At 73.3% G+C, this 26,290-nt stretch carries 18 protein-coding genes; 12 read left to right on the top strand and 6 right to left on the bottom strand.

Translation table 11 applies throughout. From position 1 onward, the window contains the following. Positions 1-172 precede the first annotated feature (172 nt). Together AC0682_RS26220 and AC0682_RS26215 are read right to left on the bottom strand one after the other, a co-directional pair. Positions 173-946 carry an SDR family NAD(P)-dependent oxidoreductase gene (locus AC0682_RS26220; protein ID WP_254811899.1) on the bottom strand — a complete coding sequence of 258 codons (774 nt, stop codon included), beginning with the start codon at positions 944-946 and terminating at the stop codon, positions 173-175. A gap of 10 nt (positions 947-956) precedes the next feature. After that, a complete protein-coding gene (locus tag AC0682_RS26215; protein ID WP_478535485.1) occupies positions 957-1,649 on the bottom strand; it encodes an MOSC domain-containing protein in 693 nt (230 codons plus the stop codon). A gap of 82 nt (positions 1,650-1,731) precedes the next feature. On the opposite strand from AC0682_RS26215, the gene AC0682_RS26210 reads away from it, so the two are divergent. After that, on the top strand, positions 1,732-2,622 hold the full coding sequence (locus AC0682_RS26210) for a LysR family transcriptional regulator (protein ID WP_478535483.1): 891 nt from the start codon (positions 1,732-1,734) through the stop codon (positions 2,620-2,622). A 103-nt stretch (positions 2,623-2,725) separates the two neighbouring features. Here the strand turns inward: AC0682_RS26210 and AC0682_RS26205 are convergent, their stop codons facing one another. After that, positions 2,726-3,067 carry a WhiB family transcriptional regulator gene (locus tag AC0682_RS26205; RefSeq protein ID WP_254811897.1) on the bottom strand — a complete coding sequence of 114 codons (342 nt, stop codon included), beginning with the start codon at positions 3,065-3,067 and terminating at the stop codon, positions 2,726-2,728. 450 nt (positions 3,068-3,517) lie between these two features. On the opposite strand from AC0682_RS26205, the gene AC0682_RS26200 reads away from it, so the two are divergent. The 4 genes from AC0682_RS26200 (at position 3,518) to AC0682_RS26185 (ending at position 8,080) form a co-directional block, all read left to right on the top strand. Next, on the top strand, positions 3,518-4,129 hold the full coding sequence (locus tag AC0682_RS26200; protein WP_003948568.1) for a response regulator transcription factor: 612 nt from the start codon (positions 3,518-3,520) through the stop codon (positions 4,127-4,129). Positions 4,130-4,439: 310 nt separating this feature from the next. Further along, complete coding sequence (locus tag AC0682_RS26195) at positions 4,440-5,015, top strand: sigma-70 family RNA polymerase sigma factor (protein ID WP_006126954.1); 576 nt, start codon at positions 4,440-4,442, stop codon at positions 5,013-5,015. A gap of 149 nt (positions 5,016-5,164) precedes the next feature. Continuing rightward, positions 5,165-6,667, top strand: coding sequence for an IMP dehydrogenase (gene guaB / locus AC0682_RS26190; RefSeq protein WP_254811896.1), 1,503 nt, complete (start codon positions 5,165-5,167; stop codon positions 6,665-6,667). A gap of 288 nt (positions 6,668-6,955) precedes the next feature. After that, the gene (locus AC0682_RS26185; protein WP_018490868.1) at positions 6,956-8,080 is read left to right on the top strand and encodes a GuaB3 family IMP dehydrogenase-related protein; all 1,125 of its coding nucleotides are present in this window, start codon (positions 6,956-6,958) and stop codon (positions 8,078-8,080) included. 75 nt (positions 8,081-8,155) lie between these two features. Here AC0682_RS26185 and AC0682_RS26180 read toward each other — a convergent pair whose 3' ends face one another. Continuing rightward, positions 8,156-8,836 carry a hypothetical protein gene (locus AC0682_RS26180; protein ID WP_478535481.1) on the bottom strand — a complete coding sequence of 227 codons (681 nt, stop codon included), beginning with the start codon at positions 8,834-8,836 and terminating at the stop codon, positions 8,156-8,158. A gap of 131 nt (positions 8,837-8,967) precedes the next feature. Then, on the bottom strand, positions 8,968-10,230 hold the full coding sequence (locus AC0682_RS26175; protein WP_478535479.1) for a nucleotide sugar dehydrogenase: 1,263 nt from the start codon (positions 10,228-10,230) through the stop codon (positions 8,968-8,970). Between the two features lie 246 nt (positions 10,231-10,476). Between AC0682_RS26175 and AC0682_RS26170 the strand changes: the two genes are divergently transcribed. The 7 genes from AC0682_RS26170 to AC0682_RS26140 all read left to right on the top strand — a co-directional run bounded on the left by AC0682_RS26170 (position 10,477) and on the right by AC0682_RS26140 (position 25,283). Continuing rightward, a complete protein-coding gene (locus tag AC0682_RS26170; RefSeq protein ID WP_478535477.1) occupies positions 10,477-12,183 on the top strand; it encodes a glycerol-3-phosphate dehydrogenase/oxidase in 1,707 nt (568 codons plus the stop codon). Positions 12,184-12,495: 312 nt separating this feature from the next. Beyond that, complete coding sequence (locus AC0682_RS26165; RefSeq protein ID WP_478535476.1) at positions 12,496-14,646, top strand: serine/threonine-protein kinase; 2,151 nt, start codon at positions 12,496-12,498, stop codon at positions 14,644-14,646. A 220-nt stretch (positions 14,647-14,866) separates the two neighbouring features. Beyond that, positions 14,867-17,953 carry a protein kinase gene (locus AC0682_RS26160; RefSeq protein ID WP_478535475.1) on the top strand — a complete coding sequence of 1,029 codons (3,087 nt, stop codon included), beginning with the start codon at positions 14,867-14,869 and terminating at the stop codon, positions 17,951-17,953. Between the two features lie 153 nt (positions 17,954-18,106). Next, positions 18,107-19,780: a serine/threonine-protein kinase gene (locus AC0682_RS26155; RefSeq protein WP_478535474.1), complete on the top strand. Its 1,674-nt coding sequence runs from the start codon at positions 18,107-18,109 to the stop codon at positions 19,778-19,780. A gap of 164 nt (positions 19,781-19,944) precedes the next feature. Continuing rightward, complete coding sequence (locus AC0682_RS26150) at positions 19,945-21,561, top strand: succinic semialdehyde dehydrogenase (RefSeq protein WP_478535472.1); 1,617 nt, start codon at positions 19,945-19,947, stop codon at positions 21,559-21,561. A gap of 58 nt (positions 21,562-21,619) precedes the next feature. Further along, entirely contained in the window at positions 21,620-23,500 is a 1,881-nt protein-coding gene (locus AC0682_RS26145) for a GMC oxidoreductase (protein ID WP_478535471.1), read from the top strand. Positions 23,501-23,768: 268 nt separating this feature from the next. Further along, complete coding sequence (locus AC0682_RS26140; RefSeq protein ID WP_478535470.1) at positions 23,769-25,283, top strand: peptidase; 1,515 nt, start codon at positions 23,769-23,771, stop codon at positions 25,281-25,283. A gap of 460 nt (positions 25,284-25,743) precedes the next feature. On the opposite strand, the gene AC0682_RS26135 is transcribed toward AC0682_RS26140, so the two are convergent. Then, positions 25,744-26,055 carry a chorismate mutase gene (locus AC0682_RS26135; RefSeq protein ID WP_254811890.1) on the bottom strand — a complete coding sequence of 104 codons (312 nt, stop codon included), beginning with the start codon at positions 26,053-26,055 and terminating at the stop codon, positions 25,744-25,746. Positions 26,056-26,290 lie beyond the last annotated feature (235 nt).

The raw sequence follows: 26,290 nt of genomic DNA, 5'->3' as shown, positions 1-26,290 counted from the left end.
CAGCACCGGCCCGTCGTTTGTGCCCCCTACTGGGGGATCAACAGAACCCCCCTCCCCCCCCCCCCCCCCCCCCCCCCCCCCCCCCTCCCCCCCCCCCGCCCCCCCCCCCCCCCCCCCCCCCCCCCCCGCCCCCCCCGGGCCTCGGTGCGTCGCCGATGTGCGACCCGGGCGGCTACTGCGGCCCGTACTTGCGTCCCGTACGCGAGGTGACTCCGCCCAGCAGTCCGCGCGGGGTCACCTTCACCAGCCCCATCAGCGCCTTGTAGCGCGGGTCCGGGATCGACACCGACCGGCCCCGGGCCAGGTCCGCCAGGGCCGAGGCCACCAGCTTGTCCGCGTCCAGCCACATCCACCCCGGGATGTTGTCCGTGCCCATCCCGGCCCGCTCGTGGAACTCCGTACGGACGAAGCCCGGACACAGCGCCATCAGCCGCACCCCCGAACCGGCCAGGTCCTTCGCCGCGCCCTGGGTGAACTGCACGACCCACGCCTTCGACGCCCCGTACGTCCCGCGCGGCACGAACGCCGCCACGGACGCCACGTTGACCACCGCGCCCCGGCCGCGCTCCTTCATGCCCGCGGTGGCGGCCGAGGTCAGCCGCAGCACCGCCTCGCAGTGCACCTTCAGCATCGTCAGCTCATCGGCCATGGACACTTCCAGATAGCGGCCCTTGTTGCCGAACCCGGCGTTGTTGACCAGCAGATCGACCGGGTGCGTGCGGTCCGCGAGCCGCTTCTCGACCGCTTCGATCCCGCCGTCCGTGGCCAGGTCCGCGCGGAGCACCTCGGCCTCGATGCCGTGCCGGTCGTGCAGTTCGGTGGCCTGCTCGCGCAGACGTGCGGTGTCCCGCGCCACCAGGACCAGGTTGTGCCCCTGGGCCGCGAGCCGTCGCGCGAACGCAGCCCCGATACCCGCCGTCGCGCCCGTGATCAGTGCAGTCGTCATACGCGGCACGTTAGTGCCCCGCGCCCACCTCCTGGCCACCGGCCGCCGCCACGTACGCCCGGGCCTTGCGCAGCGCCTCCGGGTGCAGGGCCGAGGCGGCGGCCAGCAGGGAGGGCAGCAGGGTGCGCTCCGTCGTGACGGCCCGGAACTGCAGGGAGGCGGTGACCTGGTGGTCCGGGCGGTGGACGATCTCGACGGGGTCCCCGGCCCGGATCGTGCCCGGCTCGATCACCCGGAGATAGGCACCGGTCACGGCCTCCTCGGTGAACCGCCGGATCCACCTCTCCTCCGCGATGTGCTCGGCGAACGTCCGGCACGGGATCCGGCCGGAGGTGACCTCCAGGAGCAGCTGGTCGCCCACCCGCCAGCGCTCCCCGATCAGCGCGCCGCTCACGTCGACCCCGGCGGTGGTGAGGTTCTCGCCGAACGCCCCGTTGGCCAGCTCCCGGCCGCCCAGCAGTCGCTGCCAGGCGTCCAGGTCCTCCCGGGCGAAGGCGTACACGGCCTGGTCGCTGCCTCCGTGGTGGCGCAGGTCGCAGACCGCGTCACCGGCGAGCCCGCTGCCGCCAGCCCCCTTGGGGCCGGGGTCGCTGACCCGTACGGCCCCTTCGACGGGCCGCTTGTCGATCCCGCTCAGACCGCCGGGGCCACCGGCGTACGGGACCGGGGCGGGACGGCCCGTATTCACGCTCAGCAATCTCATGGGAAGACACGCTAACGGCTCAAACCTGAAAGGCGTACGCGATTAGTTAGCCCGCCATCCAAGCATCTCTTATGTTGGAGGGGTGATCGAAGCCCGCCACCTCCGCGTCCTGCGTGCCGTCGCCGCCACCGGCTCGTTCTCCGCCGCCGCCCGCGAACTCGGCTGCACCCAGCCCGCGGTGAGCCAGCAGATGAAGGCCCTGGAGGCCTCCGCCGGCACCACCCTGCTCATCCGCACCGGGCGCGAGATGCGCCTCACCCAGGCCGGCGAGGCACTGGTGCGGCATGCCTCCGGCATCCTGGCCGGGCTGACCGCGGCCGAGGAGGAGGTCGCCGCCATCGCCGGACTGCGGGCCGGCCGGGTCCGGCTCGTCTCCTTCCCCAGTGGCAGTTCCACCCTGGTGCCCGGCGCGCTGGCTGCCCTGCGCGCCGAGCACCCCGGCACCCGGGTCTCCCTGGTGGAGGCCGAGCCGCCGCGCTCGGTCGACCTGCTGCGCGACGGCGACTGTGACATCGCGCTGGCCTTCCGGTACGGCGCCTCCGGCGGTGAGTGGGACGACCTGGTGGTCCGGCCCCTGCTCACCGACCGGCTGATCGGCCTGGTCCCGGACGGGCACCGGCTGGCCGACGCGGCGCAGACCACCATCGGTGAGCTGGCGGACGAGTCGTGGATCGCGGGCTGCCCGCGCTGCCGCCGTCAGCTGGTGGAGGTCTGCGAGGCGTCCGGGTTCACGCCGCGGATCGACTTCGCCACCGACGACTACCCGGCGGTGATGGGGCTGGTGGGGGCCGGGCTCGGGGTGGCGGTCCTGCCGGAGCTGGCGGTGGAGTCGGTACGGCCCAAGGGGGCGCGGACCGTCCCGGTGGAGCCCGCGATCGAGCGGGAGATCGTGGCGCTCACCCTGCCGGACCTGGCCCGGGTCCCGGCGGTGGCGGCCACCCTGGAGCAGCTGTCCCTGGCGGCCGCCCGCTGAGGAGCCACGCGCCGCGGGGGCGGTGCCGGGCCGTACCGGGATACCGGGGCCGTGCCGGGATGTCGGGGGAAACGTTTCTGCGATCGGTCGGGGCCGCCGGGTGTCAGGTCGGGCGGGAGCCCGTGGTGGCCGTGGTGGCGCCCGAGGGCGACGCGGTGATCAGCCGGGTCCTGGCCCGGCCCATCAGCTCTTCGCGCTCGTCCTCGGTCAGGCCGCCCCACACCCCGTAGGGCTCCCGTACGGCCAGGGCGTGGGCGGCGCACTCGGCGCGTACCGGGCACCGCATGCACACCTCCTTCGCCGAGGTCTCGCGAGCGCTGCGGGCGGCGCCGCGCTCACCTTCGGGATGGAAGAACAGGGAGCTGTCGACGCCTCGGCAGGCGGCGAGCAGCTGCCAGTCCCACAGGTCTGCGTTGGGTCCGGGAAGGCGGGAGAAATCTGCCATTGCTTGTCCCCTCGAAGCCGTGCTGCGTCGGAAGCGGCATCCTCGACCGCCGGTTCACCGGCGGTCCGTGGTCGGCGATCGTCATCTTCGGTGACCTGAGTCTCGACCGTACATCTGCGGTGCTAGTAGATGTAAATATGACTGTTTGCGAATCTAGCCACAGACACCCTCAAAAAGGAAGAAATCTCGCCAAATAGGGCAAGCCGGGGGGTGAAGATTCGGTTGACGGGTGAATCACCCGCGCCGTTCTCCTGCGTGTGCGAGCCCTCACGTAGAGTGCCGAACCCGAAGGTCGGACCCGTAACTCTTTCGAGTGACCATCGTTAAGAGGGTGGATGCGGTTGACGGAGAACCGGCTCGGGCACATGTCCGAAGGGGTCGACCGCACAGGTGACGACTTGTATCAGCCTGGAGGCTCAAGGTGACGCGCATCAGCTGCGGAGGACGGTCATGACATCCGTCCTCGTCTGCGACGACTCCCCGCTTGCCCGAGAAGCGCTCCGTCGCGCGGTGGCCACCGTGCCCGGTGTCGAGCGCGTGACCACGGCGGCCAACGGCGAGGAAGTCCTCCGCCGCTGGGGGGCCGACCGTTCGGATCTGATCCTGATGGACGTACGCATGCCCGGTCTGGGGGGTGTGGAGACGGTCCGGCGGCTGCTCTCCGCCGACCCCGGGGCCCGGATCATCATGCTGACCGTCGCCGAGGACCTGGACGGCGTCGCGCTCGCGGTCGCCGCCGGTGCCCGCGGCTATCTGCACAAGGACGCCTCCCGTGCCGAGCTGCGGGCCACCGTCACCCAGGCGCTGGCCGACCCGACGTGGCGGCTCGCCCCGCGCCGGCTCCGCTCCGCCGAGATGGGGGCGGCCCCCACGCTCACCGCGCGGGAGATCCAGGTGCTCGAAGGCATGAGCCACGGCCGCTCCAACGCGGAGATCGGCCGTGAGCTGTTCCTCTCCGAGGACACCGTCAAGACCCACGCCAGGCGGCTGTTCAAGAAGCTCGGGGCCTCGGACCGCGCCCATGCGGTGGCCCTGGGTTTCCGCTGGGGGCTGGTCCGCTGACGCCCGGCCCGGACCGCCCCCGTCCGCAGACCGGCGGACGGGTGGACGGGACGGGTCACCGGCGATGCACCCCGCGTCTCGACGCGGCGGTCCACCGCGAATCCGGGTGGAGCCGACGGCGCCGTGTGACGCTTCCCGGCCGATGACGCATCCTTGAGTCGTGGAGTTCCTCGGGAACGGTAGGGACGATTCGGTCGAGCGGAAGGGGAGGGCGCAGGACATGACATCCGGCGCACCCGCTCATAACGCTTCGGTGCACAACTCGGGACGCGATGCGGCGGACCGTACGGCACCGAGGCACCATGGTCCGATGCGCGACGACGAGACCACGGTGATCGGTGCCCTCGTGCACCGGGCCGTCGACGGCGACGCGCAGGCCACCCATGATCTGCTGGCCCATGTCCACCCCCTCGCCCTGCGCTACTGCCGCTCCCGGCTGAACCGGCTGCCCGGTGATGCTCGCCACTTCGTGGAGGACCTCGCGCAGGAGGTCTGCGTCGCCGTGCTGATGGCGCTGCCGCGCTACAAGGACACCGGCAGGCCCTTCGAGGCCTTCGTCTTCGCCATCGCCGGCCACAAGGTGGCCGACCTCCAGCGGGCCGCGATGCGCCACCCCGGCTCGACCGCCGTCCCTTCCGACGAGATGCCCGAGCGGCCCGACGACTCCCTCGGCCCGGAGGAGCGCGCCCTGCTCAGCAGCGACGCGGCCTGGGCGAAGAAGCTTCTGGCCAACCTCCCGGAGAGCCAGCGTGAGCTGCTGGTCCTGCGGGTCGCGGTCGGGCTGACCGCCGAGGAGACCGGCCGGATGCTCGGAATGTCCCCGGGCGCGGTCCGGGTCGCCCAGCACCGTGCGCTCAGTCGGCTGCGGGCGCTGGCCGAGCAGTAGGACGACGGCCGCGGGCGGTCCGTGGAAGCGTGCGGGCGTGCCGTAGGAAGCTACAGAACGCCCAAGTGATCTTGATCGTGGAATGAGACACCCGTGGAGCCCGTTAGCATGGACATCCGCACCGATCAAGACCATTTGGGGAAGGTGTCATGACTGCAAACGTCGACGGAGTGCCCGAGAAGTTCGCGACGCTCGGGCTGACATACGACGACGTGCTGCTGCTGCCGGGCGCGTCCGAGGTGCTGCCGAGCGCGGTCGACACCTCGTCGCTCATCTCGCGCAACGTGCGGGTGAACATCCCCATGCTGTCGGCCGCCATGGACAAGGTGACCGAGTCCCGGATGGCCATCGCCATGGCCCGCCAGGGCGGCGTCGGCGTGCTGCACCGCAACCTCTCGATCGAGGACCAGGTCAACCAGGTCGACCTGGTCAAGCGGTCCGAGTCCGGGATGGTCACCGACCCCATCACCGTGCACCCCGACGCCAGCCTCGCCGAGGCGGACGCGCTCTGCGCCAAGTTCCGCATCAGCGGCGTGCCGGTCACCGACGGCTCGGGCAAGCTCCTCGGCATCGTGACCAACCGGGACATGGCCTTCGAGTCGGACCGCTCGCGCCAGGTGCGCGAGGTCATGACGCCGATGCCGCTCGTCACCGGCAAGGTCGGGATCTCCGGCGTGGAGGCCATGGAGCTGCTGCGCCGCCACAAGATCGAGAAGCTGCCGCTGGTCGACGAGGCCGGGATCCTCAAGGGCCTCATCACGGTCAAGGACTTCAAGAAGGCCGAGCAGTACCCCAACGCCGCCAAGGACGCCGAGGGCCGGCTGCTCGTCGGCGCGGCCGTCGGCGCCAGCCCCGAGGCACTGGACCGCGCCCAGGCGCTGGCCGCCGCCGGGGTCGACTTCCTCATCGTCGACACCTCGCACGGCCACAACAGCAACGCCCTCGACTGGATGGCGAAGATCAAGTCGAGCGTCTCCATCGACGTCATCGGCGGCAACGTCGCCACCCGTGACGGCGCCCAGGCGCTGATCGACGCCGGGGTCGACGGGGTGAAGGTCGGCGTCGGACCCGGCTCGATCTGCACCACCCGCGTGGTCGCCGGGATCGGCGTCCCGCAGGTCACCGCGATCTACGAGGCCGCGCTCGCCGCCCGTGCCGCAGGCGTCCCGGTCATCGGTGACGGCGGCCTCCAGTACTCCGGCGACATCGGCAAGGCGCTCGCCGCCGGCGCGGACAGCGTCATGCTGGGCAGTCTCCTCGCCGGGTGCGAGGAGTCCCCGGGCGAGCTGATGTTCATCAACGGCAAGCAGTTCAAGTCGTACCGCGGCATGGGTTCGCTGGGCGCCATGCAGTCCCGGGGCCAGGGCCGGTCGTACTCCAAGGACCGCTACTTCCAGGCCGAGGTCGCCTCGGACGACAAGCTCGTCCCCGAGGGCATCGAGGGCCAGGTGCCCTACCGCGGCCCGCTCGCCAACGTCCTCCACCAGCTCGTCGGCGGGCTCCGCCAGACGATGGGCTACGTCGGCGCCGCGACCGTCGACGAGATGGAGAGCAAGGGCCGCTTCGTCCGGATCACCTCGGCGGGTCTCAAGGAGAGCCACCCGCACGACATCCAGATGACGGTCGAAGCGCCGAACTACAGCAAGAAGTAGCGAGAAGCAGCAAGAAGTAGCGCGTCACCGCAGGTGGGGGCGGACCGGAGTTCCCGGTACCGCCCCCCAGGGCGTGTCCGGCGGACCAGGGCCGGGTCCGCGGCGTCTGGTGCGGCACCTCGCGGCGTTGCCGAAACGCCCGAATCGCTCCGCGATGAGGGCGGTTCCCGCGCCTTGCGATGCACCGCACCAGGCGCCGGGGCCTGACCGGCTCCGATCCGCCGGGCGCGCCCTGCCGCGTGTCGGGGATACTGGTCAGCGCAGACGTAGAGGGAAAGGCCACACATCGTGACTGAGATCGAGATCGGGCGCGGCAAGCGCGGCCGCAGGGCGTACGCGTTCGACGACATCGCTGTCGTACCGAGCCGCCGCACCCGGGACCCGAAGGAGGTCTCGATCGCCTGGCAGATCGACGCCTACCGCTTCGAGCTGCCGTTCCTGGCCGCTCCCATGGACTCCGTGGTCTCCCCGCAGCACGCCATCCGCATCGGTGAGCTGGGCGGCCTGGGCGTCCTCAACCTGGAAGGGCTCTGGACCCGGCACGCCGACCCGCAGCCGCTGCTGGACGAGATCGCGGAGATGCCGGTGGAGACGGCGACCCGCCGGCTCCAGGAGATCTACTCCGCCCCCATCCAGGAGGAGCTGATCGGGCAGCGCATCAAGGAGGTGCGCGACTCCGGTGTCGTCACCGCCGCCGCGCTCTCCCCGCAGCGCACCGCCCAGTTCTCCAAGGCCGTCGTCGACGCCGGGGTGGACATCTTCGTCATCCGCGGGACGACGGTCTCCGCCGAGCACGTCTCCGGTGCGGCCGAGCCGCTCAACCTGAAGCAGTTCATCTACGAGCTGGACGTGCCGGTCATCGTCGGCGGCTGCGCCACGTACACCGCCGCCCTGCACCTGATGCGGACCGGCGCGGCCGGTGTCCTCGTCGGCTTCGGCGGCGGCGCCGCGCACACCACGCGCAACGTCTTCGGCATCCAGGTCCCGATGGCCACCGCCGTCGCGGACGTGGCCGGGGCCCGCCGGGACTACATGGACGAGTCCGGCGGCCGGTACGTCCACGTCATCGCGGACGGCGGCGTCGGCTGGTCCGGCGACCTGCCCAAGGCCATCGCCTGCGGTGCGGACGCCGTGATGATGGGCTCCCCGCTGGCCCGCGCCACGGACGCGCCGGGCCGGGGCCGCCACTGGGGCATGGAGGCCGTCCACGAGGACGTGCCGCGCGGCAAGCTGGTCGACCTCGGCTCGGTCGGGACGACGGAGGAGGTCCTCACCGGCCCCTCGCACACCCCGGACGGCTCGATGAACATCTTCGGCGCCCTGCGCCGCGCGATGGCCACCACCGGCTACAGCGACCTGAAGGAGTTCCAGCGCGTCGAGGTGACGGTGGCGGACTCCCAGCACCGCCGCTGACCGCTCGCAGCTGAGCGGAAGGGCCCGTACCGCGACGGCGGTACGGGCCCTTCCGCATGGTCGTACGGGGTTGGGTCAGCTCGCCTTCTTGACCCCACCGACCGCGGCGATCGCGCCGAGGGCGAGGAAGAGGTAGCGCATGAAGTCGGCCTCCTCCTTCCAGACCCTCGTCACGGCGTCGAAGTGGTCGAAGAACACCTCGGAGAACGGGACGTGGGCGACGTCCGCCATCACCATGGCGTAGCCGATCAGCTGGCCGAAGTAGACGCCGCCGACCGCGAAGACGGCGGACGCGGCCATGACCACCGGGTTGGCGCCGCCGAGCTTGCCTGCCGCGAAGCCGACGAGGAAGCCGACGCCGACCGCCGCGTAACCGAACTCGCGCTCGATCGAGCCGAGGAGCACGCCGTACAGGACGCCCGCGACGATCGCCGCGCCGAGCGCGCCCAGCACGCCGACGGCCAGGTTGTTGCGGGCCGGGGGAGCGGGCGGCGCCGGGGCGGAGGGGGCGCCGCCGCCGAACGGTCCGGGCTGCCCCTGCTGGTCGGGGCCGGGCTGTCCCGGCTGTCCGGCGAAGGGGTTGCCGGTGGGGGCGCCGGCCGGGGGCTGCTGGCCGTAGGGGTTGCCGGTCGGGGCGGCGGGGGGCTGCTGGCCGTAGGAGTTGCCGGTCGGGGCGGCCGCGTACGGGTTGCCCTCGACGGGGCCACCGGGATAGGGCTGCTGGGGCTGGTTCGGCGGCTGCACAGGCTGGCTCACGGTGGGTCTCCCCCTGGGGCGAAATGCGCAGACACGTACTTGACGCGAACACGTGTGCGCTCTGTGACGCCGCACGGTAGCAGTACGCAGCCGAATTGGTCACTAGTCATCTCACGCGACGGTATGACCGTTCAGAGTCGGTGTGCCGCTCCCGCCGGGGTGGCGCCCCGGGTGTCCAGGAGGAGCTGGGCCTTCACCGCCAGGCCCTGGAGGTCGTACGTGCGGTGCTGCTGGAGCAGTACGGTCAGGTCGGCCGCGGCGGCCGCCTCGTACAGCGAATCGGCGCGCGGGACGGGGAGTTGGCGCACCCGCCAGTCCAGGACGTGCGGGTCGTGGAAGCAGATCTGGGCGCCCATGTCCATCAGCCGCCCGGCGATCTCGCGGGCGGGGGCGGCCTCCTGGTCGGCGCTGTCCGGCTTGTAGGTGACGCCGAGCAGCAGCACCCGCGCGCCCCGGACGGACTTGCCGTGCTCGTTCAGCAGGGTGGCGCAGCGCTGGATGACGTAGCTGGGCATCCGGTCGTTGATCTCCTGTGCCAGCGAGACCATCCGCAGCGGGTGGCCGGGGGTGCGGGCGCTGTACGGGAGTGATCCCGGGTCCACCGGGACGCCGTGGCCGCCGACGCCGGGGCCGGGGCGGAAGGGGTGGAAGCCGAACGGCTTGGTCTCGGCGCACCGGATGACGTCCCACAGGTCGACGCCCAGGTCGTGGCAGGCCACCGCCATCTCGTTGACCAGTGCGATGTTGACGTGCCGGAAGTTGGTCTCCAGCACTTTGGTCATCTCGGCCTCGCGCGGTCCCCGGGCCCGTACGACCTTGTCGGTCAGGCGGCCGTAGAAGGCGGCGGCCGACTCGGTGCAGGCGGGGGTGAGACCGCCGATGACCCTGGGGGTGGAGGCGTAGGTGTGGTCGCGGTTGCCCGGGTCGAGTCGGCTGGGGGAGCAGGCGAGGTGGAAGTCGCGCCCGGCGACGAGCCCGGAGCCCTCCTCCAGCAGGGGGCGCAGCACGTTCTCGGTGGTGCCGGGCGGTACGGCCGACTCCAGCAGCACGGTGGTGTGCGGGCGGAGCCGGGCGGCCAGGGCGCGGGCGGCGTCGCGGAGGGCGGTGAGGTCGACGGTGCGGTCGGGGCCGAGGGGGGTGGGGGAGCAGATCACGGCGGTACGGACCCGGCCCAGCTCGGCGGCGCTGGTGGCGGGGCGGAAGCCGCCGGAGAGCATGCGGCGGACGTCGGACGCGGTGAGGGCCCCTTCGGCAGGGGTGCGACCGGCGCGCAGCTCGGCGCAGGGGCGCGGGTCGGTGTCGTAGCCGACGGTGTCGATCCCGGCGGCCACGGCGGCCTGCGCCAGGGGCAGTCCGAGATGGCCGAGTCCGATGACGGCGAGGTCTGCGGGCATGTCGAAGGCCGCCTTCCCTAAGACCGGAGTACGAAAAGCGCAACCGCTACGGACAGCGCTATGTCAGACTAGGCGTAAATATGACCTATATGTCGCATTGCGTGATGCCTGTCGCCCTGGTGTTGTCCACAGGCGGTGGCTGAAGTCGGGGAGCGCGGACAGAATCGAGGAGTGGGCACGGGCGGCCGGCCCCTCGGCCGGGTGGCACTCCCGTGTCCGACCACCCCGATCCACCGGGAGGCAGCAGTGAGGACAGCGACACTGGGACCCGCGGAGCGCACCGCCGCGCTCGCCGCCATGGCCGAACGCGAACTGGACGTGCTGGTCGTGGGGGCGGGCGTGGTCGGCGCCGGCACGGCCCTGGACGCCGCCACCAGAGGTCTCTCCACCGGCCTGGTCGAGGCGCGCGACTGGGCGTCGGGCACATCCAGCCGGTCGAGCAAGCTGATCCACGGGGGGCTGCGCTATCTGGAGATGCTCGACTTCGCCCTGGTCCGCGAGGCGCTGAAGGAGCGCGGGCTCCTCCTGGAGCGGCTCGCCCCGCACCTGGTGAAGCCGGTGCCCTTCCTCTACCCCTTGCAGCACAAGGGGTGGGAGCGGTTCTACGCGGGCTCCGGCGTCGCGCTCTACGACGCGATGTCGGTCTCCTCCGGCCATGGCCGGGGCCTGCCCGTCCACCGCCACCTCTCCCGCCGCCGCGCCCTGCGGGTCGCCCCCGCGCTGCGGAAGGACGCCCTGGTCGGTGCCCTGCAGTACTACGACGCCCAGATGGACGACGCCCGTTTCGTCACCGAGCTGGTCCGCACCGCCGCCTCCTACGGGGCGCAGGTGGCCAACCGCGCCCGGGTGACCGGCTTCCTCCGGGAGGGCGAGCGGGTCGTCGGCGCGCTCGTGCAGGACGTCGAGGGAGGCCAGGAGTACGAGGTCCGCGCCAGGCAGGTCGTCAACGCGACCGGCGTCTGGACGGACGACACCCAGGGGCTCATCGGCGAGCGCGGCCAGTTCCACGTCCGCGCCTCCAAGGGCATCCACCTGGTCGTCCCCAAGGACCGCATCCACTCCACCACCGGCCTCATCCTGCGCACCGAGAAGTCCGTCCTCTTCGTCATCCCCTGGGGAAGGCACTGGATCATCGGCACCACGGACACCGACTGGGACCTGGACAAGGCCCACCCGGCCGCCTCCAGCGCCGACATCGACTATCTCCTCCAGCACGTCAACTCCGTCCTCAACACCCCTCTGACCAGGGACGACGTGCAAGGCGTCTACGCCGGGCTGCGCCCGCTGCTGGCCGGCGAGTCGGACGCCACCAGCAAGCTGTCCCGCGAGCACACGGTCGCCCACCCCGTCCCCGGGCTCGTCGTCGTGGCGGGCGGCAAGTACACGACGTACCGGGTCATGGCCAAGGACGCGGTCGACGAGGCGGTGCACGGGCTCGACCAGCGGGTGGCCGCCTGCGTCACCGAGGACACCCCGCTGCTCGGCGCAGAGGGCTACAGGGCCCTGTGGAACGCGCGGGCCAGGATCGCCGCCAGGACCGGGCTGCATGTCGTCCGGGTGGAGCACCTGCTCAACCGGTACGGCTCAATGACCGAGGAAATTCTGGAGTTGATCCTCGACGATCCCACCCTGGGCGAACCGCTGCCCGCCGCCGACGACTATCTCCGTGCCGAGATCGTCTACGCCGCCTCCCACGAGGGCGCCCGCCACCTGGACGACGTGCTGACCCGGCGCACCCGCATCTCCATCGAGACCTTCGACCGGGGCACCCGCAGCGCCCGCCTCTGCGCGCAGCTGATGGCCCCGGTGCTGGGCTGGGACGAGGGGCGGATCGACCGGGAGGTCGAGCACTACGAGAAGCGGGTGGAGGCCGAGCGCGAGTCGCAGCGGCAGCCCGACGACCTCACGGCCGACGCGGCCCGGCTCGGCGCGCCGGACATCGTGCCGAGCTGAGGGCTGTCCCGGGAGGCCGGTCCGGCGCCGGAGGCGCCCCTTCCGGGTGTGCCGGTTCACGGGACGCCCCCCGTGGCGTTCACCCCGAAGGCCACCGCCCTTCGCATCCGGGCCAGTTGGGAGCGGACGGCCCGGTTCCGGGGCGGTGGCCACCCGACCGGTGCTGGACGAGGGGGCCGGGTTGGTAGGAGGCTGTGGGGGATTCCCTCTTCGGACCGTGTCGCGACGGGCCCCGGACCCGGCACCAGGACCGGTCCCGGGGTGAGGGACAATGAACGCTCTGCCAGGGCGGGTTGATCGCAGAGGGGACGCATGTCGGAGGCGGAGCAGGCACGGGAGCCCCAAGGGGACAAGGACGGTCGTCTCCTCGCGGGGCGCTACCGGCTCGGGGGAGTGCTCGGCCGGGGCGGCATGGGCACGGTCTGGCGCGCCGACGACGAGACCCTCGGCCGCACGGTGGCGGTGAAGGAGCTGCGGTTCCCCTCCGCCATCGACGAGGACGAGAAGCGCCGGCTGATCACGCGCACCCTGCGTGAGGCGAAGGCGATCGCGCGGATCCGCAACAACAGCGCGGTGACCGTCTACGACGTGGTCGACGAGGACGACCGCCCGTGGATCGTCATGGAGCTGGTCGAGGGCAAGTCCCTGGCCGAAGTCATCCGCGAGGACGGCACGCTGACGCCGAAGCGGGCCGCCGAGGTCGGGCTCGCCATCCTCGACGTGCTGCGCTCGGCCCACCGCCAGGGCATCCTGCACCGCGATGTGAAGCCGTCCAACGTGCTGATCGCCGAGGACGGCCGGGTGGTCCTCACCGACTTCGGTATCGCCCAGGTCGAGGGTGACCCCTCGGTCACCTCCACCGGCATGCTCGTCGGCGCCCCCTCGTACATCTCTCCGGAGCGCGCCCGTGGCCACAAGCCCGGACCGCCCGCCGACCTGTGGTCGCTCGGCGGCCTGCTGTACGCGAGCGTCGAGGGCTGCCCGCCGTACGACAAGGGCTCGGCCATCGCCACGCTGACGGCCGTGATGACCGAGCCGCTCGACCCGCCGAAGAACGCGGGCCCGCTCACCGAGGTCATCTACGGGCTCCTGGCCCGCGACCCCGAGCAGCGGCTCGACGACGCCGGGGCACGAGCGCTGCTCACCAAGGTGGTCAACGCTCCCGACACCCCGGCGGTGCCGGCCGCCGACTCCACCCAGGTCATGGCCCTGCCGATGGTCCCCGGCACCGGGCCCGACGCGGACCGGGCGACGAAGGACGCGAAGGCGGCGAAGCCCCCCAAGCTGTCCAAGCCGACCGCTGCGGCGGGCGAGTCCGGTGAGGGCGCCCGTGACCGGCTGCGCGGAGCCCTGCGTTCCGTGCGCGGCGCGAAGGCGACGACGGCCGCCGTGGCGGGTGCGGCGGGAGCGGTGGCCGCCACGGGCTCGCCCGCCTCCGCCACCGGCTCCCCCGTCGTCCCGCCCCGGCCCGCCGCACCCCCCGGCACGCCGGGCGCGAAGACCGCGAAGGCCTCGCCGCGCGGAGGCACGGCCCCCGCCTCCGTGGCCACCGGCCTCAAGTCCGCGGCCGGGCCGACGGGTTCCCCGGGCGCGGGCATCCCCCCGCAGCGTCCCCCGGGCTCCCCGACCACCACCCGCGCCTCGATCACCGACGTCGTGCCGCGCCGCACGCTGGCGATCATCGCGGCCGCCGTGGCGCTGGCCATCCTGGGTACGGTCCTCGCGCTCTCCCTGGGCGGAGGTGACGACAAGGCCAAGGGCGAAGACGGCAAGGGCGACACGGCCGCCACCGCCGGAGCCTCGGCGGGCGGCTCGGAGGGCGAAGGCGAGGGCCGGGGCGAGAACCAGGGCGGCGGGCAGAAGGAGGGCCAGGGCAACGAGGCAGGCCGGGCCTCCGGCGACCCGGCCGGTGACCCCACCGGCGACGACCCGAAGACCGGCGACCCGGCCGACGGCGAGGGTTCCTCCGACGACCCGAAGACCGAGGACCCGGGGGGCGCGCTGCCCGCCGGGTACCGGACGGTCACCGACGGCCGGTTCCACTTCACGATGGCGATGCCGGGGAACTTCAAGCGCACGGCCATCGCGGGGGCCAACTCCGGTGGCATCTACAACGCCGAGCGCGGCAGCTTCCCCCGGGTCCAGGTCGACTTCAACAGCTCGCCCAAGGACGACGCTGCCGCCGCCTGGCGCGGAGACGTCGCAGGCACCAAGGTCCTCAGCGACGACTACAAGCACGTGGGCATAGAGAAGGTCGAGTACAACGGCTATCCGACCGTCGCCGACTGGACGTTCGAGCGCAGCCACAACGGCGTCCGGGTCCGGGTGCTCAACCGGGGCTTCAAGGTCGATGCGCGGCGCGGGTACTCGATCATGATCAGCTGCAAGATCGACGAATGGGACGGCGACGAGTGCCGCACCCTGCGCGAGACGGCGTTCGCCACGTTCACGCCCACGAAGTAACCCCCGCACCGGTCGTACGCGGCGGTGCGCGAGGCGTGTCGGCCGGGCCGGGTTGGCGCGACCCGGCCCGTCGGCGCGCGTTGCCACGTATCGTAAGACGACGGAGACCGTACGCAGCCGGAACAGTAGGTCAATTGCCCGCCGAATGACCACAACTGACTGAACTGACTGATTCGTGCGGTTCGATGGCCGGGGGAACAGCGCGCTCTGGGGAGGCGTCGTGGACGACTACGCGGGTCGGGTGCTTGCCGACCGCTACCGCCTTCCGCTGCCCCCGTCCGACGGGTACGAACTGGTCGAGACCCGGGCGTTCGACACGTACAGCGGTCAGGAAGTCCTGGTCCGCCAGGTGCCGTTGCCGGAGATCGTGGACGCGGAGGTGCTCGACGCCGACGGCCGGGCCGCGGCGGGCGGGCGCACCACCGGGCGGGCGGTGCGCCGGAGTACGGACCCCGCGGTCCGGCGCGCGATCGAGGCCGCGCAGGCCGCCGCCCGGGTGCCCGACCACCCCCGGCTCGACCAGGTCTTCGACGTGTTCGCCGAGGCCGGTTCGCTCTGGATAGTCAGCGAGCTGGTCGCGGCCCGCCCGCTCGCCGCCCTCCTCGCCGAGCGCCCCCTGAACCCCTACCGGGCCGCCGAGATCGGCTCCGACGTGCTCACCGCCCTGCGGGTGCTCCACGCGCACGGCTGGACCCACCGGAACATCACCGTCCGCACGGTCCTGGTCTGCGACGACGGCCGGGTGATGCTCACCGGCCTCGCGGCGGGCGCCGCCGAGGAGGCGCTCTGCGGATACGCCCCCGAGCCGCTTCCCGACGACGAGCCGACGGCCAGGACGCACGGGGGCGGGGCGGAGGCGTACGGGGATCACCACGGGGCCCATGAGGCGCCCGACGCCTACGAGCTGCCCGGGGCCGGGACGGGGGCGGGGGCCGGGGACAGGCTCGGGGCCTACGAGGTGCCCCGGCCGAGCGAGGCCGAGGACACCCTCGGGATACCGGTCGTGGAGACAGTCGACCCTGACGACCCTGTCGAGCGGGTCGAGCCGTCGTGGGGTCCAAAGGCGCCGGAGGCGGCCGAGGGCCGTCGGCCCTCCTTCCTCCCGCCGGCCGGGAGCGACGCCGGACCGGAACTACCGCTCGTACCACCGTACGTACGGGCACAGCCCCAGGAGTCCCCGCGACCACAGGAGTCCCAGCAAGCCCAGGACTCCCGGCCGCCCCTTGCCCACGATCAGGGCGGGGACCGGGCTCCCGGGGGGCAGCAGCTCGTGCCGCGCCCCGCCACGCCCGCCGTGCCCTACACCCCCGCCCCTCCGCCCCCCGCCGAGCCGGGAGCCGGGAGCGCCGCCCAGCTGCGGGCCGCCCGCGCCGGGGCGATCGCGGCCTACCGCGCCGGTGCCCGTGCCGCAGCCCGGGTCACCGAGGACGGTCGGCAGCCGCCCGGGAGCACCCCCGCCGCCCTCTCCGAGAAGACCCCGGCCGAGGACGTGCCCGCCGCCCTCCCCGTCCGGCGACCCGACCCCGCCGCCGGGACAGACCCCACCACCACCGGCCCTGACACCACCCCCGGCCTTCCCGGCCCCCGGCTGACCGGCGGGCCCTGGGGTGCCCCGCCCGAGGACCCGTACGACGACGAGGACGAGGACGACGAGGAGGGCCCCCGCCCGTCCGGCCGCCGCGTCCACCTCGCCGGAACCTGGGAGGACGGGCCCGGTCATGGGCGCTCCGTCCCCGCGGGCGGCTCCGGCGGCTTCGGCCGGGACGCGCTGCGCGCCGACTCCCGCCGCCCCGACCAGGCCTCCCTCACCCCCGCCCCCCGCCTCCCCGCCGAACGGTCCCCCTCCGGCGCCTGGGAGGAGGCCGTCGCGGGCAGCCAGGGGGTCGCCGTCTACCGGGGCCCCACCACCCCGCTCGCCGCCGAGCGCGCCCGGCAGGCCCGGATCGCGGTCGTCGGCCCCGTCACCGAGCGCTGGGCGCCGGAGCAGGCCGGTCCGGTCCACGACAACTGGCAGCTCGCCCCGCCCATCGGCCCCGCCACCGACCTGTGGGCGCTCGGCGCGCTGCTCTTCCGCGCGGTCCAGGGCCACGCCCCCTACCCCGAGGAGAGCGCGGCCGAGCTGGTCCAGATGGTCTGCGCCGAGCCGCCCGCCTTCGCCGAGGAGTGCGGTGCGCTGCGGCCCGTCGTGGAGTCGCTGCTGCGCCAGGACCCCACCGAGCGGCCGGACTTCGAGGAGCTGCGCGGCTGGCTGCGCTCGCTCGTACGCTCCGCACCCGAGCCGGAGGCCGGCGCCGACGTCGTCCCCCTGCCCGCCCCCGACGCCACCCGGCTCCCCGTCGTACGCCGCCGGGGCGAGCTGGTCCGCAGGCGCCGCGGCCGGTTCGGCGGCGGCTCCGCGCACGGCCGCCACCGCCAGGGCAGGCGGGAGCGCCAGCGGCTGGAGAAGCAGCGCGCCGCCGCCTTCCGCGAGCCGCCGCACCACGAGTCCCTGCTGCCCCCCGAGCCCGCCGGTCACCCCGTCGACGCCTGGGAGCCCCGCCCGTCCCGCGCACCGCGCGAGCCCAAGGGCCCCCGGGTGCTGCGGGAGCCGTCCCGGCCGCGCGAGGGGCGCTCGCCGCGCCACCTCGGCCGGACGCTGCTGGTCCTGATCCTGCTGCTGATGGCGGCGGCGATCGCGTACGCGTTCCTGTTCATGCCGAAGCAGGAGCCGGCCGGACAGGCCGCCCCCGGGCAGCCCACCGGCTCCGCCGCACCGCCCCCGGCCGCCTCCGGCTCGCCCGCGCCCTCCCGGGGGGCGAGCAGCGACCCCGGCGCCCAGCAGCCGCAGACCAGCCGCTCCGCCGTCGCGCTCGCCCCCGGCTACGAACTCCGCCAGGACGCGGAGGGGTTCGAGGTCGGCGTGCCGAAGGAGTGGCAGCGCAGCCCCGCCAACGCGGACCGCCAGATCCGTTACGGCAGCGACGGGTTCACCCTGCTCGTGGTGCCCGGCCGGGACACGGTCAAGGCGGCGGGCGGCGACCCGCTGGACTACCAGCGCGAGAAGCAGCCCGAGCTCCAGCCGTTCCGGGACTCCAGCTGGTCCACCTCCTCCGGGGTGCGCCGGGTCGACGTGGGCCGACAGGCCATGGCCGAGGGGCAGTTCACCTGGCAGGACAGCGGCGGCCGTGAGGTCTACGTCCGCAATCTCGTCATGATCGTCGACGGCCGGTACCACGTCCTCCAGGCCATCGGCCCTTCGAACGACCGGGACAGGGTCACCGAGGTCTACCAGCAGGCCGTCGCCTCGTACCGGGTGAGCGCCGGCTGACCGCCCGTCACCGCGGCTCACCCCGGGGGTCCTGGGCGTCGGCCCTGCGCGGCGGACAACCATCACGGTGCGGTCTCGTGGGCGATCCCCCGTTCCGCCGCGCCGCCCCGGCTCCGTAATCTGGCAAGCAGAGGAACGGGGGGCGGGTCACACGTGGACCGATCAGAAGGCACGGCTGCGGGACTGGTGCTGGCGGGGCGTTACCGGCTGGGCGAGGAGCTGGGCCGCGGGGGTATGGGCAAGGTGTGGCGCGCCCACGACGAGGTGCTGCACCGCACGGTCGCCGTCAAGGAGTTGACCGCCGGGCTGTACGTGGCGGAGGCCGACCGGCTCGTCCTGCACGCCCGCACCCAGAAGGAGGCCCGCGCGGCGGCCCGGATCACCCACCCCGGGGTCGTCACCGTCCATGACGTCATCGAGTACGACAAGCGCCCCTGGATCGTCATGCAGTACGTCGACGGGCCCTCGCTCGCGGACGAGGCCAAGGAGAAGGGCGAGATCGCGCCGCGCGAGGCGGCCCGGATCGGCCTCCACGTCCTGAGCGCGCTGCGGGCCGCCCACGGCGCCGGGGTGCTGCACCGGGACGTCAAGCCGGGCAACGTGCTGCTGGCCCGTGACGGGCAGGTGCTCCTCACCGACTTCGGGATCGCCGCGATCGAGGGCGACTCCACGATCACCCGGACCGGTGAACTGGTCGGCTCCATCGACTATCTGGCGCCCGAGCGGGTACGCGGAGGCGACCCCGGGCCCGCCTCCGACCTCTGGTCGCTGGGCGCCACCCTGTACTCGGCGGTGGAGGGGCGCTCGCCCTTCCGCCGCACGTCCCCGATCTCCACCATGCAGGCCGTCGTCACCGAGGAACCGCCCGCGCCCGTCAACGCCGGTCCCCTCGGTCCCGTCATCACCGCGCTGCTGCGCAAGAACCCGGCCGACCGGCCCTCGGCCGCCGAGACCGAGCAGATGCTGCTGGCCGCCATGGAGGGCCACAAGCCGCGCTCGGCCCAGCAGTACGTGCCCACCGAGCGGGTCCCGGAGGAGGCCCGGTACGGCTACCCGGACCCGGACGGCTCCACGGCCCGGCTCCCCGGCTCGGCGCCCGCCACCGCTCCTGACCACCCGGCCCCCGCCCGCCACCCCCTCGCGGGCCCCGCCTCCGCCCCCGCCACCCGGCGCGGCGGCTCCCGGCTGCGTACCGTCCTCGTCGTGGCCGTCGCGGCGGCGGTCCTCGGCGGCACGGCCGGGCTGATCGCGATGAAGTACGGGAACGGGGCGTCGGCCACCGGCCGTACGGCCACGCCCGGCGCCCCCGCGACCGCCCCCACCGCCCCCGGGACCGCCCCGGCCGACCCGACCACCCCCGCCGCGTCGGAGATACCCGACGGCTGGCACCGGGTGGAGGACCCGGCGGGCTTCAGCCTCGTCGTACCGCAGGACTGGACGCGCGAGGTGAACAACGGTCAGATCGACTACACCCCGGACGGCGGCCGCCACCGCATCCGCATCAGCGTCGACCCGGACCCGGACTTCGACCATCCGTATCTGCACGTGCGGAACATGGAGCAGCAGCTGGTGGAGCGGCTGCCGGGGTACCGGCGGATCGCGCTGGAGAAGAACACCTTCCGCGACCGGCCGGGCGCGCTCTGGGAGTTCACCTGGAACGAGACCAAGGACCACCCCGGCCCCCGGCACGGCATCGACCAGATGTACTACGGCGGTGCCGGCGGCCCCGAGTACGCCCTGTACCTGACCGCCCCGCAGGAGGGGTGGGCGGCGAGCCGCGAGAAGTTCGACATCATGCTCCGAAGCTGGCGCGCGCCGGGGGCATAGGACCGAGCGGCCCTCCGCCGCCTCCGCATAGCCCCTGATCAGCGGTTATGTCGCCAGTGATCGCTGGCTCGATCGGCTCGGCGCTTCGGGGCGGGCGTCGGGTCCCGTGAAAAACTGTTACCGACGGGTACCCAAAGGGGTCGGGTGGACATACTCTCGGCCTCATGACGGACTCGCAGGCCCCTGACGCCCCTCTCGGTACGAACCCCGTCGCGGTCGCCCCCGCAGGCGCGCGCACGGCTGCCGACGTGGTCACCCCCGAGGTGATCGCCCAGCTGGTCCGCGGTGTCGTCGGATCGGGACGGACGGCCAACCACACCCCCTTCACCGGGGAGAAGCTGGCCGACCTGCCTGAGTCCACACCCGAGGACGTCGCCACCGCCTTCGACCGGGCCCGCGCCGCCCAGCCCGCCTGGGCCGCCACCCCCGTACGGCAGCGGGCCGCCGTCCTGCTGCGCTTCCACGACCTGGTCCTCAGCCGCCAGTCCGAGGTGCTCGACCTCATCCAGCTGGAGACCGGCAAGGCCCGGCTGCACGCCCACGAGGAGGTGCAGTCCGTCGCCGTCGCCGCCCGCCACTACGGCCGCCGGGCCGCCGCCTACCTCAAGCCCAAGCGGCACACCGGCGTCGTCCCGGCCCTCACCAAGGTCACCGAGCTGCGCCAGCCGCGCGGGGTCGTCGGCCAGATCGCCCCGTGGAACTACCCCTTCGAGCTGTCCGTGGGCGACGCGCTGCCCGCCTTCGTCTCCGGCAACGCGGTCGTGATGAAGCCCGACACGGAGACCGCGCTCACCGCACTCTGGGCCCGTGACCTGCTCATCGAGGCCGGGCTGCCCGCCGAGGTCTTCCAGGTCGTGCTGGGCGAGGGCCCCGTCGTCGGCCCCGAGGTCGTCAGCCGCGCCGACTACGTCTCCTTCACCGGCTCCACCCGCACCGGCCGCGAGGTCGCCGTCGGCGCCGCCTCCCGGCTGGTCGGCGTCTCCCTGGAGCTGGGCGGCAAGAACGCCATGCTCGTCCTCAGGGACGCCGACGTGGAGAAGGCCGCCCAGGGGGCCGTGCGCGCCTGCTTCTCCTCCGCCGGACAGCTCTGCATCTCCATCGAGCGGCTGTACGTCCACGAGTCGATCGCGGACGACTTCGTGGCGCGGTTCGCCACCCGGACCCGGGCCATGCGGCTCGGCAGCTCCCTCGCGTACGGCGCCGACATGGGCTGCCTCGTCGGGCCCCGCCAGCTGGAGACCGTCAGCCGCCATGTGGCCGAAGCCGTCGAGAAGGGCGCCACGCTCGTCGCGGGCGGGGTCGCGCGCCCCGACATAGGCCCGCTCTTCTACGAGCCGACCATCCTGGACGGCGTGGAGGCGCCGATGGCCGTCTGCACCGAGGAGACCTTCGGCCCGGTCGTCTCCGTCTACCGGTTCAGCGACGAGGACGAGGTGATCGCGCTCGCCAACGCCACCCCGTACGGCCTCAACTCCAGCGTCTGGACCACCGACGCCAGGCGCGGCCACCAGGTCGCCGCCCGGCTGCGGACCGGCACCGTCAACATCAACGAGGGGTACGCCCCCGCCTACGGCAGCGTCCGGTCCCCGATGGGCGGCATGAAGGACTCCGGCCTCGGCCGACGGCACGGCTCCGAGGGCATCCTCAAGTTCACCGAGGCCCAGACCGTCGCCCAGCAGCGGCTCATCCCGCTCGCCCCGTCCTTCGGCATGGACGACGAGAAGTACGCCGCGTTCATGACCCGCAGCCTGAAGGCGATGAAGGCGTTCCGGCTGCGCTGAGCACCGTCGCGACGCTTGCAGTACGCCCTTTTCGTCCGATTCCGTAGTGAGGAGCGCCATGTCCCAGGACAGCCCTGCCCAGAAACCGGCCGTGCGCCACGTCCCGGCCGAGGACGACGCCGCGTACGACTACGACGTCCTGGTCGTCGGCTCGGGGTTCGGCGGCGCGGTCTCGGCGCTCCGGCTGACCGAGAAGGGGTACCGCGTCGGCGTCCTGGAGGCGGGCCGCCGCTTCACCCCCGGCACGCTCCCCAAGACCTCCTGGGACCTGAAGAACTACCTCTGGGCGCCCGCGCTGGGCCTCTTCGGCATCCAGCGCGTCCATCTGCTCGGCAACGTCATGGTGCTGGCGGGCGCCGGGGTCGGCGGCGGCTCGCTCAACTACGCCAACACGCTGTACGTCCCGCCCGCCCCGTTCTTCGAGGACCGCCAGTGGGCCTCGATCACCGACTGGCAGGACGAGCTGAAGCCTTACTACGACCAGGCCCGGCGGATGCTCGGGGTCCGTCTCAACCCGACCATGACCCCCTCCGACATCCACCTCAAGGCCGCCGCCGAGGCGATGGGCGTCGGCGACACCTTCCACATGGCCCCGGTCGGCGTCTTCTTCGGCGACGGCAAGGACGCCGACGGCACGGTGAGGGCGAAGCCCGGGGAGACCGTCCCCGACCCGTACTTCGGCGGCGCCGGACCCGCCCGCAAGGCCTGCACCGAGTGCGGCGAGTGCATGACGGGGTGCCGCCACGGGGCGAAGAACACCCTCAACGAGAACTACCTCCACCTCGCGGAGAAGGCCGGAGCGGTCATCCACCCGATGACCTCCGTCGTCGCGATCACCGACCACCCCGAGGGCGGCTACCGCGTCCTCACCGTCCCCACCGACCGCCGCCGCAAGGCGAAGCCCGCAAAGCTGCGGGCCCGGAAGGTGGTCGTCGCGGCGGGCACGTACGGCACCCAGACCCTGCTGCACACCATGAAGGACCGCGGTCTGCTGCCCCGGCTCTCCGCCAGGCTCGGGATGCTGACCCGCACCAACTCGGAGGCGCTGGTGGGCTCCCAGACCAGCGACCGCCGCTACCGCAAGAAGCACGGCGTCGCGAAGGCCGACTTCTCGCAGGGCGTCGCCATCACCTCCTCCATCCACCCGGACGACAACACGCATATCGAGCCCGTCCGCTACGGCAAGGGCTCCAACGCCATGGGCGCGATGTCGATCCTCCAGGTGCCCTACGGGACCCACCGGGTGCGCGGCTGGCTCGCCAACATGGTCAAGCACCCCACTCTCGCCGCCCGTTCGCTCTCCAACCGCCGCTGGTCCGAGCGGACCATCATCGGGCTCGTCATGCAGTCGCTCGACAACTCCCTGACGACCTACCGCAAACCGGGCGGCATCGGCAAAGGCCTGCTCACCGCGCGCCAGGGCCACGGCGCCCCCAACCCCACCCAGATCCCCGAGGCCACCCGCAGCGCCTCGCTCCTCGCCGAGGAGATCAACGGCTTCGCCGGCTCCAACGTGGGCGAGCTGATGGGCACCCCGCTCACCGCCCACTTCCTCGGCGGCTGCCCGATCGGCGCGAGCGCGCAGGAGGGCGTCATCGACCCCTACCACCGCCTCTACGGCCACCCCGGCATCAGCGTCGTCGACGGCTCGGCGGTCTCCGCCAACCTGGGCGTCAACCCCTCGCTGACCATCACCGCCCAGGCCGAGCGCGCGATGTCGCTCTGGCCCAACAAGGGCGAGGCGGACCCCCGGCCCGAGCAGGGCACGGCCTACGAACGCCTCACCCCGGTCGAGCCGTTGGCCCCGGCCGTGCCGAAGGACGCGTTCGGGGCGCTGAAGCTGCCGTTCCTGGGCATCCCCGTCGTACCCCCGAAGGGGACGGTGGAGGCCGGGGCCGAAGTGAAGGGCGTCGGGAACACTCCCGTCCCCAATCCGTGACCCGTTCGCGGGACGCTCGTCGGAGAGCCGTGGGGCCGACCCCGTACGCTGCGGGGTCGAACGCCTGACTGCGTCACCGCCACCCTTCCACGGGTGGCGGTCGCCGCCGTCGTACAGCTCCCGCCGAACCAGAGGTCCGCGATGACACGACTCCTCCCGCGCACCGCGCCGCCGATCAGAGCGGGTGGCCTCGTGGCCGCCACCGCCCTGCTGCTCGCCGCCGCCCCGCCCGCCGCGGCCTCCGCCGCGCCCACGTCCGCCGCCCCGGGTGTTCGCGCTGGGCGGCCCGGCGGAGACGGCGCTGCATCCGTACGCGGAGGGCGGCGACGGGCCGAAGCGGTCGACGGCCCGGATCACGGTGACGGGCGCCGACGACACGGCGTACGAGGGCGAGTTCACGGTCACCTTCGACCTGACCGGGGTAGCGGCCGTCGCGGACGTGGCCTTCGAGCCGGAGGCCGGGATCGAGTGCGCGACCACCGCGCCCGGGTCGGCCACCTGCACCGGCCACGGCATCTCGCCCGGCCGCTCCACCGTCACCGACCTCCTCCTCACCGCCGCCCAGGGCAGCGAGCAGGGCGGCACCGGCACCGTCCGGGTCACCGGCGAGGCCGAGGGCGCGGCCTTCACTCCCTTCACCACCCAGGTCACCGTCGGCGGTCCCGACCTGGTGATGCACCGGCTCCCCTTCGACCACGAGCCCGTCCCCGGCCAGAAACAGCAGGCGCCGATCACCTTCACCAACCGGGGCAGCCGCGCCGCCGACGGCGTCCTCCTGACCCTGCGCCACTCACGCGGCCTGGACATCCCGCAGCGCTACTCCAACTGCGCGTACACGACGGACGAGGCCTGGACCACCGCCCGTTGCACGGTGGAGGGAGCCTTCGAGGCGGGCGCGACCTACACGCTGGCCGCCCCGCTGACCCTGAAGACCACGGACCGGGCCTACCGCGACATCTTCACGTACGGCATCCACGAGGCGGGCACGGGCCGGGGCGCGACGCCCGCCCGCGCCACCCGGGGGACGGCGGGCGACGTGCTCCGGGCCGTCCCCGCCCCGAGGCCCATGACGGCCCGGGCCCTGGACCTCGAACCGGGCGACAACGAGCACGAGGCCGACTTCCGTACGGAGAACACGGCCGACTTCGTCGCGTACGGGGACACCGCCTCCGGCGAGGCGGGCGCCACGGTCACCGCGCGCGTCGGCTTCCGCAACGACGGCCCGGCCTGGATCGGCCACCTCCGCTCCGGCGAGAGCGTCGCCGCCGTCGACTTCACCGTGCCCCAGGGCGCGACGGTCACCTCCGCGCCGGAGGGGTGCCAGGGGGTGAGCGCCGAGGGCACGGCCCTGCCGTCGGGGTGGAGCGGCCCCGCGCCGCGCTACGTCTGCCCGACCCCGGCGACCGTCCGCGACGGCGGCGGCCTGGACCTCTCCTTCGGACTGCGGATCGACAAGGTGCTGCTGGGCGCGGTGGGCCGGGTCGTGGTGCGCGGCCCGGAGCTGCGGGCGGCGGGGCTGCCGTTCGACCCGGAGCCGGGCAACAACGCGGCGCGTGTGGTGCTGAACGGGGCGAGCGGCGGCCCGTCGCCCGCTCCCTCGGAGGGGCCGGGGGACGGCGCCTCCGGTACGCCGGGTTCCGCGCGGCACACCGCCACCGGAGACGGCGGCAGCCTGGCCGCCACCGGATCGTCGACGGCGATGGCCGCGTCAGGCCTGGCGCTGACGGCCCTGACGGCGGGCCTGGTGCTGTTCCTGGGGGCGAGGCGCCGCCGGAGGGTCTGAGGGACCGGGCGGACGGTGAAAGGGGTGGGGGGCGGCCTTCGAGTGGGGTGGGGGAGCGGCCTTTGAGCGGGAGGCGGGGAACGGCCTCGGGGGGCGGCGGGGGAGGGGGAACGCCTCTGTCCCGTCCTGCGTCCCGATGCGACCGACCCGGGCGTCCCCGGGTACGGCCGCACATGGGGTGACCGGGCTGCTGTCCCCTGCGGACCGGTCACTTGCGCCGGGATGTGGTCCCACGACGTACCTTCGGTACGTCACACGTCCCGGCGGAGCCACGCGTGGTTTTCTTACCGATGCCGCCCCTGGTTGGCACGGACACCGGGACCAACGAAGGCACCTCGGTCCCGGTCACGCGCCGTACGGGTGAGACGGGCACCGAACGCAGATACGGTCCTGCAAAGGCGGCGCCCGGCGCGACCGGCCCTCGCCCCCGCGCCCGCACCCGCCCCCACACGCCCGCCCCTCACACCCGGCCGCGGCACAGCTCCAGCAGCGTCATCGCCAGCGCGGTGCCCGGCTTGCCCAGCGCGTCCCTGTAGTGGCTGAGCACGGCCGTCTCGCGCGAGAGGTTGACCCGGCGGCCGCCGGAGGTGATCCGGGCCTCCTGGATGACCGCCGAGACGGCCATCCGCTCCTGGACGAGACCGATGATCCGGTCGTCGAGCGCGTCGATGCGCTCCCGGGCACCGCCGATCAGGGCGGCGGCCTCGTCGGTGTGGGCGCCGGTCTGCTCGGCAGGGGTGGTGGCGGTGGTGGCGGTGGTGGTGCTGCTCACGGGGGTGACTCCTGGTAGGTCGGAGAACACCCGGGGCGATGGGCCCGGACACGCAGAACGCCCCGGGCCTGATGGCCCGGGGCGCCTGGAACGTTGCTTGTCAGTTGCTCAAGCAGCACGACCATGGCAGCCGGCGGGCCGGATGCCATAGGTAAAGACGAAGGTCGTGTGCTGACGCATGGGGCACAGTATGGCCCCGCCCCGGCGGGCCCGGCAAAACCGGGCCCGGATCGTG

Source organism: Streptomyces sp. NPDC043746 (assembly GCF_056436485.1).
Note: the sequence above shows the minus strand (reverse complement) of the source record. Positions and strands in the feature narration are given on the sequence as shown.